Here is a 15,454-nt window from a genome sequence, read left to right on the forward strand (position 1 = left end):
TCGAGGAACGCCACCGCCCGCTTGGGTGCGTCCGGATTCAGACAGTCATTAAGGGAAGAAATCGAATGACCTCCAAATTGCTGATGGGCGCAAGCTGCCTCATCCTGTCCACCGCAGCCCCATGGGCGACCGCCATTGCCCAGACCGAGTCGACTGACAACTCCGTCGCGGTCCAGGACACCGCCCCTCAGGACGAAGATGATGTGAAGGTCTATGAAGGCATTGTCGTCACAGCCACGCGCCGGGCCGAAAAACTCTCCGAAGTGCCAATCGCCATGTCCGTCTTCGGTGACGACAGCATCGACCAGACCAGTGTGCGGGAACTTTCCGAAATTTCGGAATATATCCCCAACGTATCGATCTCCGGCCACAATGATTTCCGCTCCGTCATCACCATTCGCGGCGTCGGCTCGGCTTCGCGCAATATCGGCTTCGACAGCCGCGTGGGCGTCTATGTCGACGGCGTCTATATGGGTCAGTCGCCGGCTGTGAACCAGGAACTTCTGGATCTTGAGCGCGTCGAGGTTCTGCGTGGACCGCAAGGCATGCTGTTCGGCAAGAACACCGTCGCCGGCGCCATTAGCCTTGTCACAAAGAAGCCGACCGACGAATTCTATGGCAAGGCCAGCGTCAATGTCGGCAACTACAATCTGCGCGAGCTGCAGGGCATGGTGAACGTGCCACTGGCAAAGAATGTCGCTGCCAAGCTCTCTATCTCCAAGACAGACCGCGATGGCTATATCGACAACATCACCACCGGCAACGACCTCGACACCAAAGATGTGCTGGCCTATCGCGGCCAGCTGCGCATCACGCCGACGGACAAGCTTGAGATCAACCTCGCCTATGATGGCCTGAAGACCGACAATAAAATTCTCGTTGGCGAGCCCCTTACTGACACGCTCGGCATTCAGAAGGTCACGATCGCTCCGGAAACGCGCAAGGTTGCGTTCGACTTCGATCCCACCGAAGATCGCGACGTCTCCGGCGCCATGATGGATCTGACCTACAAGTTCGACAATGGCTTCACCGCCAAGTCGATCACCGGCTATCGCGACACAGAAGCGAACTACAAGAACGCCACCGACTATGCGCCGGTTTCGATGCTCTATGTTGAGTATGGCGACAAGTTTGAACAGCTGAGCCAGGAGTTCCAGCTTATCTCGCCGGACGACAGCACGTTCACCTACATGGCCGGCCTTTACTACTACAATCAGAGCGCCGACACGAACCGGGACGTGTTCCTGGGGGACGACTTCCTCACCGCCTTTATCGAGCCGGTCGTGGCGCCGAGCGTCGCGCCTCTGCTCGGCCTTGACCCGAGCAACCTGACAGAAGCCCAACTGGCCTTCATCTCGTCGCTCGCGGGTTTTGGCCCGGTCGGATCGAAGGTGATCAACGCCGGCACGGTCGATACGGAAAGCTTCGCAGCCTATTTCAACGGCAGTTATGACTTTGCCGACCGCTGGACCCTCGGTTTCGGCCTGCGTTACAGCGTTGAGGACAAGGATGTGAACTGGCTGCTCGACGGCCGCAACTCCGGCGTCTTCAGAATTGGCTCGACCAATGTCGCACCGGGCGATACGACCACGGCCCCCACGCCGCTGATCAATGACCGGCGCGACAGCTTCCTCTCGCCGGCCGTCAGCCTCAGCTATGCCGTGACAGACCAGAGCAACCTGTATGTGAAGTACTCTTCCGGCTACAAGAGCGGCGGCTTTAACCTCGACTTCATCAATGAAGACGAGCTGGCGGCCAATTCCGGTCTGGAGTTCGGCAAGGAAACCGTCGATGCCTATGAAATCGGGCTGAAGAACGAGTTCATGAACGGCCGGTTTACGCTGAACCTTGCCGGTTTCTACTCGGGCTATGACGACTATCAGGTGAACCAGTTCGTTGATCTGGGCGGCGGACGCACGTCCATCCGCATTACGAATGCCGCGAAGGTCATAACGCAGGGGATCGAAGCGGAGTTCAACCTTCAGGCCACAGACAACTTCTCCCTTCAGGGGTCTGCTGGCTATCTCGACGCCACCTTCGACTCCTTCCCGGGTGGTGGCACAGCTGGCGGCGACGTGTCAGGCAATCAGCTGCCGGGCGCTTCAAAATGGTCGGCCTCCCTTGGCGGCCTCTATACCCGGAACCTGCCTTCGCTCGGCGCGACGCTGCTCACCCGTCTCGACATGACCTACAAAGACGGGTTCTACACTACGGTGGATAACCAGAAGACCACAACGCTGCCCAGCACGCAGGTTGTGCCTTATGGCTATATCGACTCTGTGACACTGCTGAACGGCCGTATCGGCCTGCAAAGTGATAATGGCCGGTATGAAGTTTATCTCTGGGGCCGTAACCTTACGGACGAAGATTATCTGATTGATGATTTCCGAGACTTCCTGGGCACCATCGTCAACCACCCGAATATCGGGCGGACCTATGGTGCTGAGCTGGTCGTGAATTTCTGATCAATGCCTGACACTTCTCTGCCGGGAAATGCATCGTATCCTCCGATCGGGGATGCGGCGCTTTCCCGGCTGTTTTCTGCAACCTATTCAGAAGGCCGGCAGAAGTTTCTGAAGGCATGCCGGAACAACGACTTTGCAGTTAGCAGCCACCATCATCCTTCCCTGAAAGGGCCCGCCGGGGAAGACCTGGCGATGGATGCAGCCTGGTTCGGACCGGACACCGCTTCACGGGTCATTGTCTTTAGCTGCGGCACGCACGGACTGGAAGCGGCACCGGGCGCAGCCACGATCCTGCAGTGGCTGGAGACAGGCGGTCCCAACCATCTGCCCGATGACATGGCCGTGCTTCTGATCCATGCGATCAATCCTTATGGATGGGCCTGGGCGCATCGGATAAACGAGGATGGGATAGACCTGAACCGGAACTTCGCCGACTGGAACAAGGCGCTTCCGGAAAACACAGCGTACAAGGATATTCACCGTCTCCTTATGGACGCCTCAATGGATGAGGCAGGCCTCAACCGTTTTGTTCAAGGGTTTCACGAACTCGCAGCGCAAAAAGGAATGAACACTGCCCTGACCAGTATAACCTCCGGCCAGTATGACTTTCCCGACGGGCTGAGTTTTGGCGGCGACGCGCTCAGCTGGTCCGGAGAGGTCCTCTTTCAGATCGCCCGCGATCACCTCAGCCAGGCCGAAAAGATCGCACATATCGACTGGCACACCGGCATCGGCGACTATGGCCGGGCACATTTCATCCTCGATGAACCGAAGACCTCGGAAAGCTATGCAGTCCTGTCCGGCTGGTGGCCAGATCACACAATCCACTGCGACGATGTCGTTGAGGGTGTGTCGATCTTTTACAACGGTATACTTCTGGAGGGTCTACGGAAGGAAATCCGTTCACTGAACTCGGCCCAGATTGTCAATGTGACAATCGAATGGGGCACGTATGCGGTTGAGCAGATGGTGCAGGCCCTCGTCATGGACAACTGGCTGATGCAGCGCGCCGGCAACTCACCCTCCGCGCAAATCGACGCTGTCCGGTCGGAACTGATCGAACGCTTCTATCCGAAGTCTCCCGACTGGCGCCGAGCCATTCTACAAGCTTCCGGCCCGATCTATGATCAGGCAATCAAAGGCCTGAATAGCTGGAACTGAGAGCAGACGAACCTATTCCCAACAAGAAAGGGCGAGGCGGCATGAACCACCTCGCCCTTTTTGTTATCCAGGCATCAAAGACCGCCCCATACAGGGAGCGATTGTCCGGAGATCAGGCGCCGACAACCGCTGGAAGCGCTTTACAGAAACGCTCAACATCTTCGATCTTGCCGGTGGAAACACGCGACCAGTCAACATAATCCATGTATTGCCCGCGGATGGAGATTTTTTGCTCTGCCAGCGCCTTCTGGACGTCATTGGCCGGCTTACCCGACTTGAAGTAAACGAAGTTCGTCTGCGACGGCAGGTATTCGAGGCCCAGCGTATCGAGCGTTGTCGTGATCATTTGGCGGGCTTCGACGACTTTACCTTTGGAGAAGCTCAGGAACGCCTCGTCATTGTAGCAACCGATAGCGGCCGCATAGGACGTGCACGGCGACCAGGACATTGCCGTCGCCTGGATCTTCTGGGCTGTCTCCGGGGAAGAGATCGTGTAGCCCATGCGGATACCCGCCATGCCATAGATCTTCGAGAAAGTACGGGAAACAATGACATTGTGACCTTCATTGATCAGCGGAATGCAAGTGTTCCCCGCCGGATCGTCAGCCAGTTCCATATAGGCTTCGTCAACGAGCACCGTGGTCTTCGCGGCCATGCGCTTCACGGCTGCCTTCAGGGTCGCGGCATCGGATACAAGACCGGTCGGATTGTTCGGGTTGCACAGCTGGACGAGTCCGGTGGTTTCAGTGACCCGCGCCTCGATCGCCGCGAGGTCGATTTCCATGCCGGGCGTCAACGGCACACGGTCGATGGTGGCCATGCCCAGACGGGCGGCATAAAGGGCCGTCGTATCCCAGAACAGGCGCGGCGCAACGATCGGGCCTTTCGGGCCATAGATCATGGCGATGGCGGACAGTGCCTCACCCGATCCGGTGGTGAGCGCCACTTGCTCCGGAGCAACCCCATTCTTTTCGGCGATCATTTCAAGCAGCTGTTTCACAGCATCCTGTGACGCATAGTAAGCACCTTTGGACCCTGCATACTCGATCATTTTGAGGGCGGACGGCGCCGGACCGTAGGGGTTTTCGTTACGAGACAGAAGCGCAACACCTTCCGGCGGTCCGAGCAGATAAGGATTCTCGACTGCAACTTTCTCAGGCGGGAAAGCTGCCTCAGTTGTTTCGGCGATCGCTGAAGCACCCGATGCGCAGGCGGTTGCACCTGCCACACCCATGCCGGTCGCGCCAGCCAGAAGAAAACGTCTGGAAATATCGTAAGCCATATTCTGAATTACCTGTAGCCTTTGGGTTGAGAAGAAACTGAATCCTTGAGGTCCGCTTGAGTGCGAATGGCAGCATCATCCTGTCCAGGCATTATACCGGACTATACCTGATGGCGCGACGCAAGCGGTAGCAATTGCCACTGTGGCGGTTGCAACGTTGAAATGGTGGGCAGGTTTGGCGCTCAAGAGGGCAGCCAGGAAAGAAAATATCACAATTGCCGCTGGGGCAACTGAATTAACGACGAGCCAAATCACGGAAAACGGATTCGCGCGTGCCGGACGAGAATTCATAAATTCCACGGCACAGCACAAAACTGCAGGGCCTAAAATACCCCATGAAGTTGCACGCCTGATACCGGGGCGAAGCTCCCGGGCAGCGGACACATACCACAATTTATTGCCGGACATGCTGATCTGCGTTTCCTGATTGAGGCTTGTTGAAGCGCCTCTTCCCCAAGATGCAAGGAGGGAGGAGTGATCCTCCCTTCCCCGCGAAAATACCGCCCGCCCCGGTTATGGGGCGGGCGGATTTCATGCCGACTTAGAAGTTGGCGAGCAGTTTGACGTAGTAGTAGCCACCCTGCCAGTCGATGATGTCACCGGAACGATAGATCCGGCCACAGCAGCTGTCGCCGAGTTCTGCTTCATCCGGGTACTGGTCGAAGGCGTTACGCGCACCAATCGAGATCTTCACGGCTTCAGACGCCTGGAAAGATCCTTCGAGGTCCACCTGAACCTTCGCACCATAGTCCTGGTACACCAGCGGCGCATTCGAACCGTCAGAGTTTGTGGACTCACCGTAGTAGTTGGCGCGTGCCAGGAAGCTATACGGACCAACTTCGTGTGTCACAGAGAAGACGCCGCGCCACTTCGGATCGTAGTTGACGAAGTCATACTGATCTTCATCGTTGAACAGAGCACCGACATCGCTGTCGAACTCAGTCTTGTTGTAATTCACAGATCCCGTGAACTTGGTCGAAGACCCGTTCGCCCAATCCTTGGAATAGGTGCCGACAATATCCACACCCTTGGTGCTCGTATCAAAAGCATTGGTGAAGTAGAATACGCCACCGATCGATTCAGCACCGACAACCCCTGCACCAACGAGGGCGAGATAGTTGTCATATGCGGCACCTGCCGTCGGGTCCGTTGACACGTTCTGCGTGGAGATCGCGTTCACGCGGTCTTCCAGATCGATCTGGTAGAAGTCGACCGTGAGCGAGAAGGCGTCGTAGGACGAGGTGAAGCCAAGCGTGTAGTTCGTTGACTTCTCAGGCTTGAGCGGCTCTGCGCCCAGAGCACCAGCAATGGCGCCACCGGCCGGGAACAGACCGGTCGCCACCGGGAAACCGTTCGGGAGACGGGTCGAGACGTTGGTCGTACCCTGCTGCCCCGGCGTCGGCGCCCGGAAGCCCGTACCGACAGAACCGCGCATCGCAAAGTTCGGCGTGAACTCATACCGACCGGCCAGTTTCCAGACGAGTTCGGAGTCGAAGTCCGAATAGTCTTCAAAGCGCAGAGCGCCTTGCAGGAACAGGGAGTCGGTTACGTCAGCACTCAGATCACCGTAGAGCGCATAGGAGTCACGCGTGTATTCGCCGGAGAATTCCGGGGAATAGCCGGGAAAACCGTTCGAACCGACACCTAGGGCGGTGTAGACTGGATCATTGGTGTCAGCACAATTGAGAGTCGAACCGTTGGCAATGACAGCCGCACCAGCCGCCGTCGGAGCCCCGGCGTCACAGAAGCCCCAGGGGTCGGGAAGCGAGTACGGGCCATCCGCATAGGACGCCGCGTCGCCACCAACCAGTTCATAAGACTCGTCGAGATAGCTGGCACCGAAGGCGAAGAGCAGCGGGCTGGACAGACCAACTTCAAACTCCTTGGAGAAGTCTGCCTGAAGCTGCATTTCTTCGTTGATCAGGTCTCCCGGATGGAAGCTTGTCGGGGTCGCATCCCCCAAGGACGGGTTGACCGTATTTTTCAGCGTATACTTGATCTCGTTGTGGCCTAGGCGGCCGCTGAAATCATAGGTAATGCCGTTATCCCATTCACCACGGGCACCGACAACACCGGAATAGTCGATCACATTACCGAAGAAACGCGGTGCAAAGCCGCCCGGGAACAGGAAGAGCGACGACCAGAGTGACCCATCCTCAAGACGGATGTTCTCAATCGTGCCGTTACCCGGATAACGATAGAAGAAGCTGCCATCGGCTTCGGAGTTCGAGTAGTTGCCGAAGCCGTACAGCTCGACATCACCGACTGTGTAACCCGCATTCACAAATGTCCGGAACGCCTTGGAGTTCGGCTGCCCCCACGGCTGAACCACACCAGAACCCGAGTAATCAGCATCAGGAAGGCCTGCGATAAAGCTGTCCAGGTCAAAGCCGGCGATCGACGTGTCGCCCGGGTTGAAGCGTGGATCATTGACGTCTACACAGGCCCAGCTTTCACAGTATTGCTCACCGCGAACGGTCATGTCTGCTTTTGAGTACTCGGCGGATACATTGACGAAACCATTGTCGCCGAGACCAAGGCCAAAGTTGCCAGCAAGGGTCGTATTGAAACCGTCGCCTTCGTAGTATTGACCGAAGTCGGCGCTGATGGAACCACCTTCCGGCGAATCCTTAAGAATGAAGTTGATAACCCCGGCAATGGCGTCAGAACCATACTGAGCCGCAGCGCCGTCGCGCAGGACTTCAACACTTTTCAGCGCGATTGCTGGGATCGTCGCAATATCGGGTCCCTGCGTACCGGAGCCACCGATCTGCACCAGTGCAGCACGGTGACGGCGTTTGGAGTTGACCAGAACCAGCGTTTTGTCGGTCGGCATACCGCGCAGTGTTGCCGGACGGATGAATGTACCACCATCCGAAATCGGCTGGCGCGCAAGCGAGTAAGACGGAACCAGCGTCTTGATGATGTCATTAGCGTCCGTGAACGGCACGTCGGTAATCTCATCCGCACCGAGCACATCCACCGGCACCGGAGAATCCATGACGGAGCGGGCTTTGCCCCGCATACCAGTGATGATGACTTTCTCTTGGACAGCTGTTTCGTCTGCCGCCGGCTCATCGTCCGGTTCTGCATAGGCCACCCCCCCGGTGACCACCATACCAACGACCGCTGATGAAACGGCACACTTCAAAAATGAACTAAATCGCACTTTGTATTCCCTTTCCGCAGCGAAACCGTCACTCTCTTCCACGGTTCCGTCTGCCCCCTGTTGTCGAGCACACACCAGCTTCCCCCATTGGGCCGAACGCCCAAGGCACTGATATCCTGAGGTGTAAGTCGGGCCCGCCGTTGAGCCGCATCCATCAGCGGACTGCTCAAAATGCCGTCATTGGCACTCCGCTCCTGCTGACTGACGCACAGGTTGTTCCCGGGGCCTGGGATTGCCAATTCTAAAGGTGTCGCGAGCCCGACTGAATCGTTAACTCGTCATGCTTTTGTGCACCGCACACCAAACAACGCCCAAAGTCTCACCACCCGCAAGATGCGGACTCACTTACAGGTTTTGTGAGGTTTCAAGGAAAGAGCGCGAAGATTGCGAGAATGTTTTCTGCCACTTCCCGCATCGTTTTTCCCTGAGCCATCGCCATGCGGCGCATGGAGTCGTAGACTTCCTGTTCGGACAGGCCGCTCTTCGTCATAAGCAAGCCTTTTGCGCGCTCAATCGTTTTCCGCGCAGCCAGATTTTCCTGGGATTTCCGCAATTCGTCCCTGAGTTCCGAGGTCAGCACGTGGCGCTCTTCAGCAACTTCAAGAATGGCCGGGATGCGTTCCGGCTCCAGGCCATCGACGATGAACGCGCTAACGCCAAGCTTCAACGCCCGGCTCATCTCTTCCCGTGAGCTCCGGTCAACGAAGACAAGAATCGGAACCGAGCGGAATCTCCGCATCGCCAGCAGTTCTGATAACAACTCAAGATCTGCTTCCGCAGACGCAAGGATAATGGCGCTGGCACCAACCAGCTTCAGGCGCCTCGTCTCCCAGTCTGCGTGCCCGGTAACCTCCACCTGCAAAGGCTTGTTGCTGAGGCCACCCGCAATCCGGCTTGCCCTGGCCTCGTCGCTCGCCAGCACCAGTATCTGGCTGTCCCAGACGCTGGCTTCAGCCGAGTGGACTAATTTCTGGCCTTCTTCCAGCAACTCTGCTCCACGAAAGTTCTCTGACGCCATGATGTTCGAGGCTCTGGTCAAAACGTTCAAACCGGTAATTTCATTTGGAATCTTGAGGACAGAGCGGACCAACACCAAACAGGCTATTGCAAATTGCCCCCTCAGTTTGGCTGCAACTGGTCATTCCTGTTTCGCGATTGACCAAATACACGGCAAAATATCGGCGTGGCGCCCCCTCAATCTGGCGGCGAGTCCCGGCCAGTTTCCGGGCGCAAAAGCGTCCGATGTGATGTAATACGCTGCAAGGACAGGCAACCGGAGACAAGGCCGCCGCTCCTTTACGGTCTGCCTTGACCGGATCGCAAACCATCTCGAAGGTTGCCTCCGGGAACGCATTCGCATTGAGGACATTATGAAACGTAGAGACTTTCTGGCGTCGGGCACCGGCCTCGGCCTGGCTGCCCTTGCAGGTTGTGCAACTAATGCGACTGGCTTTTCGGCCGCCCCGGTGACAGGCGATGCGCTCGTACAGTCCATCGACTCCCCGATGCGCCCGATCAAATCATCGATGAGCCGCGTGACCCGTACGATTGTCGGGTTACGTCCTTTCCGAAAGCCTGGACCACGCCTTGAGGCCGCCAGGGTCGGTTCCAAACATGTCGTCCACAATTATGGGCATGGCGGCGGGGGCGTGTCCCTTTCCTGGGGCGTGGCCGAACTGGCTACGAATCTGACGAAAGAGGCTCGCAGCGACCGGGTCGCCGTGCTCGGGTCAGGCGCAATTGGCTTGTCCACAGCCATCCTGCTGCAGCGCGCCGGAGCCGAGGTGACGATCTACGCCAAGGACTTCCCGCCCTATACGACCTCAAACGTCGCGGGCGCAATGTGGCACCCGGTGACCCTGTTTGAGAATGATCAGGTCTCCCAGGAAACTGTCGCCATGCTCGACCTCGCCTCGCGCATCGCGTTTAACCGGTTCATCCGGTTCGCGAACGATCCGAAGTACGGCGTGTACTGGATCCGCCAATATTCGCTCAGCGAAAGGCCCATGAGCACCCTTCGCCCCTATGTCGGTGGAGACGCGCTTTATCCGGGGCTGATCCGCAACCGTCCCGGCGGACCGTTCGGCTTCCCTTACTATGACGCTTACTACACGCTAATGATCGATCCGGACATTTACCTGCGCGCGCTGGTGAACGACTTCCTCGCTGCCGGCGGGCGTATGAAGGAAATGGCGTTTGAGACCGAGGGGGATCTCGAAAAGCTGACAGAAATGAGCATCGTCAATTGTATGGGGCTCGGCGCAAGCAAGGTCTTCGGCGACGAAAGCATCATTCCGGCACGTGGACAGCTGAGCTTCCTGCTGCCTCAGAACGACATTGACTATGGCTATGCCGGATCAGTGGATGACTATGGCCTGCTTTACTCCTTCCCCAGGAAAACCGGCATTCTCCTTGGCGGATCAGTCGACAAAGGCGACTGGAGCCTCGAACCCCGCGCCGACGAAATCCGGCGCATGGTGGAGGGCCATGCCTATCTCGCCTCCAAACTGACCTAGCCCGAAGAGATACCTTTTCACAGACACGCAAGGTCGGACCTTCCCTCGGAGGTCCGGCCTTTCTTTTACGCTTCGGCGGCACCCGCCTGGCGCTTTGACGCGACCGGTCAAAACTGTGGCGTCCGCCGTCAATACCCCCGGCACCCCTCCGCGTATCCAGAACTCAGCTCAGGTCTGAAGGGCAAGGACACACCGACACGGTGCCGGCCACACCCTCAAGACCGACGGCAGAAACCCAAACGACTCTTGTGGAGGTCACCATGTTTACTTCGCGTCTTTCCCTGAAACTCCTGATGGCTTCGGCAGGCCTTGCCAGTCTGTTGGTTGCCCAGCCGTCTGCCGATGCCGAAACGGCCCGTGCCGCGACTGCGAAAATGCCGCCGGTCAATGACGGCCTGCCGATGCCGGGCTTCTCCATCGATCCGGCCACGACAGCCATCGTCATCACGGACCCGCAGAACGACTTTCTCTCACCGGATGGCGTTACCTGGGGCGTGGTCGGTCAGAGCATCACCGAGAACGGCACCGTGGAAAACCTGGAAGCCCTGTTCAAAGTCGCCGGCGAAACCGGCATGCCGGTTTTCGTGTCACCACACTTCTATTTCGAGCATGACCACAAATGGGAATTCGAAGGCACGCTTGAGACGCTGATGCACAGCATCGGCATGTTCGACCGACCGCACGCCCTCACCCTGGAAGGCTTCGAAGGCTCCGGCGCTGACTGGCTGGATCGCTACAAGCCCTACATTAACAATGGCAAAACGGTCGTCACCAGCCCGCACAAGGTCTACGGCCCGGAGACCAACGACCTGGTCCTCCAGCTCCGCAAGGCCGGAATTTCCAAGATCATTCTCGGCGGCATGTCGTCGAACCTCTGTACCGAGTCCCACATGCGTGAGCTGATTGAGCAGGGCTTTGAAGTTATGGTCGTCACCGATGCGACGGCTGGCGCCATCACGCCGCTCTATAATGGCTACGACGCCTCTCTCACCAATTTCCGGATGATCGCCAGCGCGGTCGACAACACCGAAAACACGGTGAAGGCGATCAAGGCCGCCTACCGCAAATAGGCTCCTCCCCATCCACGTCTCACCCAGCGTGGATGTCCTGCAGCCCGGCTGGCGGCTTTCCCCTCTCTCTCCATCGCCAGCCGGGCCTTTCGGGACCTCAGAGCCTCGTACCCCCAGCAACCGAAAATTCGGGAAGCACGACATGCCAGAACAAGAGCTTCTTCCTCCCCTTGAACCTGTGCCCGGCCGGATCCCGGCCGCATGCTCCCTGATCTTCCTAGTCCGTCTGGAGCTCACAGTCCGAGAGGCTCCAGACACTCCCCTCCTGCCGGTTCCCTCACCACACCGGCAGGATCCCTCCCAGAAGAGCCTGTGGCTCCAACCTCCCGAAAAGGAAAATGAAATGTCCCGTACACTCACACTCTCTGCCATGGTCGTGGCCGCTGCCTTTGCGACCGCTCTGCCTGCCGCTGCCGAAGACGAGTACAATGTCTCGACCGGCATCACGACAGCTGGTGTTCCGCTGGGCCTCCATGGCGTCGATGCGGTTGCGCTGACCACGCTGAACGCTGTCGCCGAAGGTGATGCACAGTACACGGTTGTTGAAGACGGTGTCGCCTACTACTTCGCCTCCGAAGACTCAGCGAAGAAGTTCAAGGCCAATCCGGGCATGTATGCGCCGCAATATGGCGGCTTCTGCGCCTATGCTGTTGCCCTCGGGAAAAAGTTCGACGGCGACCCGCAATATGCCGACATCGTCGACGGCAAACTCTATCTGTTCGTCAACGCCGAGATCTTCGAAAAGTACAAGAAGGACTCCAAGCGCATCCTCGCCAAGGCCGAGCGCACCTGGCCGCGCATCGAGCACAAGGCCGTGGGCGACCTATAAGCTTTCCAGTGCGGGCGGTTGGAGGAGTTCAGCCGCCCCGCTTTCACATTGTAAAACATGCGAGACGACATAGATGAGACCGCCACTTCCACCATTCACCCATGAAACCGCGATTGAAAAAGTCCGCCTTGCCGAAGATGGCTGGAACAGCCAAAACCCGGAAAAAGTGTCTCTCGCTTACACCGAAGACAGTGCCTGGCGGAACCGCGATCTGTTCATTACCGGCAGGGCCGAAATCGTCCGTTTTCTGACGGGGAAATGGCAGAGTGAACAGGAATACCGCCTGATCAAGGAGTTGTTTGCCTTTTCAGGTAATCGCATCGCCGTCCGTTACGCTTACGAATTCCACGACGCCAATGGCCAATGGCATCGCGCCTATGGCAATGAGAACTGGGAATTTGATTCAGAAGGCCTGATGCAGAAACGTTATGCCAGCATCAATGATCTGAAGATCAGCGAAGCAGAGCGACTTTTCCACTGGCCGCAGGGCCGGCGCCCGGACGATCATCCGGGGCTCAGCGACCTGGGTCTTTGATCGAAATCAGGCGTCTTCAAGAACCGGCGCTTCGGCGGGCACGAGGCGGATCAGGTAATCGAATGCGGAGAGGGCCGCCTTGGCCCCTTCGCCCATCGAAATAACGATCTGCTTGTACGGCGTCGTCGTCGCGTCTCCGGCCGCAAAGACACCCGGAACCGATGTCTGGGCGCGCATGTCTGTCACGATCTCTCCGCGCTCGCTCAGTTCGATACTACCGCGCAACCATTCCGTGTTGGGCACAAGGCCGATCTGAACGAAGATGCCTTCCAGCGCAACTTCGTGGGACTCTTCAGTGTTCCGATCCTTGTAGATAAGGCCTTTGACCTTTGCCCCGTCACCAAGCACTTCGGTCGTCATGGCCGAAGTGATGATGGTGACATTCGGTAAGCTGCGGAGCTTGTTCTGCAGCACCGCATCGGCGCGCAGCTGGGTATCGAACTCAATCAGCATGACATGCGCAACAAGACCGGCAAGGTCGATCGCGGCCTCAACGCCGGAATTGCCCCCGCCGATGACCGCAACGCGCTTGCCTTTGAACAACGGTCCATCGCAGTGCGGGCAATAGGCCACGCCCTTGTTGCGATACTCTTCTTCACCGGGCACGCCCATCTGGCGCCACCGGGCACCGGGCGCCAGGATCAGGCTGCGCGTCTTCAGGCTCGCACCATTCTCCAGAACGATCTCATGCAGGCCGCCCTCCTCTTTGGCTGGCACGAGCTTCGCCGCTGTCTGGAGGTTCATCACATCAATGTCGTATTCCTTGATGTGGGTCTCCATGGCTGTGGCCAGCTTTGGCCCTTCCGTGTACGGTACGGAAATCAGGTTCTCGATGCCCATCGTGTCCAGCACCTGTCCGCCCAACCGCTCGGCAGCGATGCCGGTGCGGATACCCTTACGGGCTGCATAGATCGCGCCAGCTGCACCAGCGGGTCCGCCGCCGACGACCAGCACATCAAACGGCGCTTTCTGGGAAATCTTTTCCGCCATTTTTTCCTGCGCGCCAGTGTCCAGCTTGGCGAGGATCTGTTCGACCTCCATGCGGCCAGACCCGAAGACTTCACCATTCAGGTAAACCGTCGGAACGGCCATGACCTGCCGCTGGTCGACTTCTTCTTTGAACAAGGCGCCATCAATTGCGGTGTGGCGGATGTTCGGGTTCAGCACGGCCATCATGTTCAGTGCCTGAACCACATCCGGGCAGTTCTGGCAGGACAGGGAGAAATAGGTCTCGAACTCGAACGACCCTTCGAGCGATTTGATCTGCTCGATCACTTCCGGCGCGACCTTGGGCGGGTGGCCGCCAACCTGCAGGAGCGCCAGGACGAGCGATGTGAATTCATGGCCAAGCGGAAGCCCGGCGAAGCGCAGGCTGATGTCGGCTTCCGGCGTCGTGATGGCGAAGGATGGCGCGCGCGCATCGTCCCCGCGTGACCAGGTGACCTTGTCGGAGAGGTCGGAAATTTCCTGCAGGAGTTCTTCGAGGTCCCGGCTGCCCTTGCTGTCATCCAGGGCGGCCACGAGTTCCACCGGGCGCCGGATGTTTTCCATATAGGCTTTGAGCTGGGTCTTCAGATTGGCATCCAACATGCGTCATCTCCTGCGAAGCGCGCGGCCGCGCTGACGGGCAGCGCAATGTCCTGCGGATAAAGGGAAAGCCGGCCGGCTGTGACACGCACAGCCAGCCGGATAATGGAAAGCGGTCAGCTTAGATTTTGCCGACGAGTTCCAGCGACGGGGCGAGGGTTTCAGACCCTTCTTCCCATTTCGCCGGGCAGACCTGGCCCGGGTTTTCGCGCACATACTGAGCCGCTTTGACCTTGCGGACGAGCTCAGCCGCGTTGCGGCCGACGCCTTCGCAGGTCACTTCGATCACCTGGATCACGCCATCCGGATCGACCACAAAAGTGCCGCGGTCAGCGAGGCCCATGTCTTCGCGCATATTGTCGAAGTTACGGGTAATGGCGCCGGTCGGGTCGCCCAGCATGTAGTATTCGATCTTGCCGATGGCCGGCGAGGTCTCGTGCCATGCCTTGTGGCTGAAGTGGGTGTCCGTCGAGACAGCAAAGACTTCCACGCCCATGTTCTTCAGCGTCGCATATTCGGACTGAAGGTCTTCCAGTTCGGTCGGGCAGACGAAGGTGAAGTCAGCCGGGTAGAAGAAGAAGATCGCCCATTTGCCTTTCACGTCGGCATCGCTCACCGACTCGAACTTGCCTTGCTTAAAGGCTTCGGCTTTGAAGGGCTTAATTTCAGTATTGATCAGGGACATTTTGGCTCCGTCTGTTGTTGCTTGCCGGGACAGATCCAATACCCGTCCCATTTGGCTTGCCCAATAAATTGTGGTGGGACATATCGCGCGCTTGTCATTTATTTATCGCGCGTCGCGTCCCGCGACTGACGTTTCCTTCGCCCTGTTCCTGTTTC

11 protein-coding genes are annotated in these 15,454 nt (G+C 58.1%); 6 read left to right on the forward strand and 5 right to left on the reverse strand.

Annotation, left to right across the window (positions count from 1 at the left end; translation table 11 throughout):
• The first annotated feature begins 65 nt into the window (after positions 1 to 65).
• Positions 66 to 2,465: a TonB-dependent receptor gene (locus HJA_RS13470; RefSeq protein WP_051597701.1), complete on the forward strand. Its 2,400-nt coding sequence runs from the start codon at positions 66 to 68 to the stop codon at positions 2,463 to 2,465.
• Between the two features lie 3 nt (positions 2,466 to 2,468).
• Positions 2,469 to 3,626: a DUF2817 domain-containing protein gene (locus HJA_RS13475; protein ID WP_035583197.1), complete on the forward strand. Its 1,158-nt coding sequence runs from the start codon at positions 2,469 to 2,471 to the stop codon at positions 3,624 to 3,626.
• 112 nt (positions 3,627 to 3,738) lie between these two features.
• Here the strand turns inward: HJA_RS13475 and HJA_RS13480 are convergent, their stop codons facing one another.
• The 3 genes from HJA_RS13480 to HJA_RS13490 form a co-directional block, all read right to left on the reverse strand.
• Positions 3,739 to 4,908: a pyridoxal phosphate-dependent aminotransferase gene (locus HJA_RS13480; protein ID WP_035583199.1), complete on the reverse strand. Its 1,170-nt coding sequence runs from the start codon at positions 4,906 to 4,908 to the stop codon at positions 3,739 to 3,741.
• Between the two features lie 541 nt (positions 4,909 to 5,449).
• On the reverse strand, positions 5,450 to 8,026 hold the full coding sequence (locus HJA_RS13485; RefSeq protein ID WP_051597702.1) for a TonB-dependent receptor plug domain-containing protein: 2,577 nt from the start codon (positions 8,024 to 8,026) through the stop codon (positions 5,450 to 5,452).
• 415 nt (positions 8,027 to 8,441) lie between these two features.
• Positions 8,442 to 9,095 (reverse strand): ANTAR domain-containing response regulator, encoded by a 654-nt coding sequence (locus HJA_RS13490; RefSeq protein WP_155840003.1) that lies wholly within the window; start codon positions 9,093 to 9,095, stop codon positions 8,442 to 8,444.
• A 352-nt stretch (positions 9,096 to 9,447) separates the two neighbouring features.
• On the opposite strand from HJA_RS13490, the gene HJA_RS13495 reads away from it, so the two are divergent.
• From HJA_RS13495 to HJA_RS13510, 4 genes are all read left to right on the forward strand, one after another.
• Positions 9,448 to 10,593, forward strand: a complete 1,146-nt coding sequence (locus tag HJA_RS13495) for an FAD-dependent oxidoreductase (protein ID WP_035583204.1) — start codon at positions 9,448 to 9,450, stop codon at positions 10,591 to 10,593.
• 374 nt (positions 10,594 to 10,967) lie between these two features.
• Complete coding sequence (locus HJA_RS13500; RefSeq protein ID WP_155840010.1) at positions 10,968 to 11,663, forward strand: isochorismatase family protein; 696 nt, start codon at positions 10,968 to 10,970, stop codon at positions 11,661 to 11,663.
• Positions 11,664 to 12,006: 343 nt separating this feature from the next.
• Positions 12,007 to 12,492 (forward strand): YHS domain-containing (seleno)protein, encoded by a 486-nt coding sequence (locus HJA_RS13505; RefSeq protein WP_035583208.1) that lies wholly within the window; start codon positions 12,007 to 12,009, stop codon positions 12,490 to 12,492.
• Between the two features lie 73 nt (positions 12,493 to 12,565).
• Positions 12,566 to 13,027, forward strand: a complete 462-nt coding sequence (locus HJA_RS13510) for a nuclear transport factor 2 family protein (protein ID WP_035583210.1) — start codon at positions 12,566 to 12,568, stop codon at positions 13,025 to 13,027.
• Between the two features lie 6 nt (positions 13,028 to 13,033).
• On the opposite strand, the gene ahpF is transcribed toward HJA_RS13510, so the two are convergent.
• On the reverse strand, positions 13,034 to 14,617 hold the full coding sequence (gene ahpF, locus HJA_RS13515) for an alkyl hydroperoxide reductase subunit F (protein WP_035583212.1): 1,584 nt from the start codon (positions 14,615 to 14,617) through the stop codon (positions 13,034 to 13,036).
• 118 nt (positions 14,618 to 14,735) lie between these two features.
• The gene (ahpC, locus tag HJA_RS13520) at positions 14,736 to 15,299 is read right to left on the reverse strand and encodes an alkyl hydroperoxide reductase subunit C (RefSeq protein ID WP_035583215.1); all 564 of its coding nucleotides are present in this window, start codon (positions 15,297 to 15,299) and stop codon (positions 14,736 to 14,738) included.
• Positions 15,300 to 15,454: the final 155 nt, after the last annotated feature.

The sequence above is a fragment of the Hyphomonas jannaschiana VP2 genome, assembly GCF_000685215.1.
Classification (GTDB): domain Bacteria; phylum Pseudomonadota; class Alphaproteobacteria; order Caulobacterales; family Hyphomonadaceae; genus Hyphomonas; species Hyphomonas jannaschiana.

Coding starts and splice junctions, on each gene's coding strand:
- HJA_RS13470 (WP_051597701.1), top strand. CDS start 66: ATGACCTCCAAATTGCTGATGGGCGCAAGCTGCCTCATCCTGTCCACC.
- HJA_RS13475 (WP_035583197.1), top strand. CDS start 2,469: ATGCCTGACACTTCTCTGCCGGGAAATGCATCGTATCCTCCGATCGGG.
- HJA_RS13480 (WP_035583199.1), bottom strand. CDS start 4,908: ATGGCTTACGATATTTCCAGACGTTTTCTTCTGGCTGGCGCGACCGGC.
- HJA_RS13485 (WP_051597702.1), bottom strand. CDS start 8,026: ATGGTGGTCACCGGGGGGGTGGCCTATGCAGAACCGGACGATGAGCCG.
- HJA_RS13490 (WP_155840003.1), bottom strand. CDS start 9,095: ATGGCGTCAGAGAACTTTCGTGGAGCAGAGTTGCTGGAAGAAGGCCAG.
- HJA_RS13495 (WP_035583204.1), top strand. CDS start 9,448: ATGAAACGTAGAGACTTTCTGGCGTCGGGCACCGGCCTCGGCCTGGCT.
- HJA_RS13500 (WP_155840010.1), top strand. CDS start 10,968: ATGCCGCCGGTCAATGACGGCCTGCCGATGCCGGGCTTCTCCATCGAT.
- HJA_RS13505 (WP_035583208.1), top strand. CDS start 12,007: ATGTCCCGTACACTCACACTCTCTGCCATGGTCGTGGCCGCTGCCTTT.
- HJA_RS13510 (WP_035583210.1), top strand. CDS start 12,566: ATGAGACCGCCACTTCCACCATTCACCCATGAAACCGCGATTGAAAAA.
- ahpF (WP_035583212.1), bottom strand. CDS start 14,617: ATGTTGGATGCCAATCTGAAGACCCAGCTCAAAGCCTATATGGAAAAC.
- ahpC (WP_035583215.1), bottom strand. CDS start 15,299: ATGTCCCTGATCAATACTGAAATTAAGCCCTTCAAAGCCGAAGCCTTT.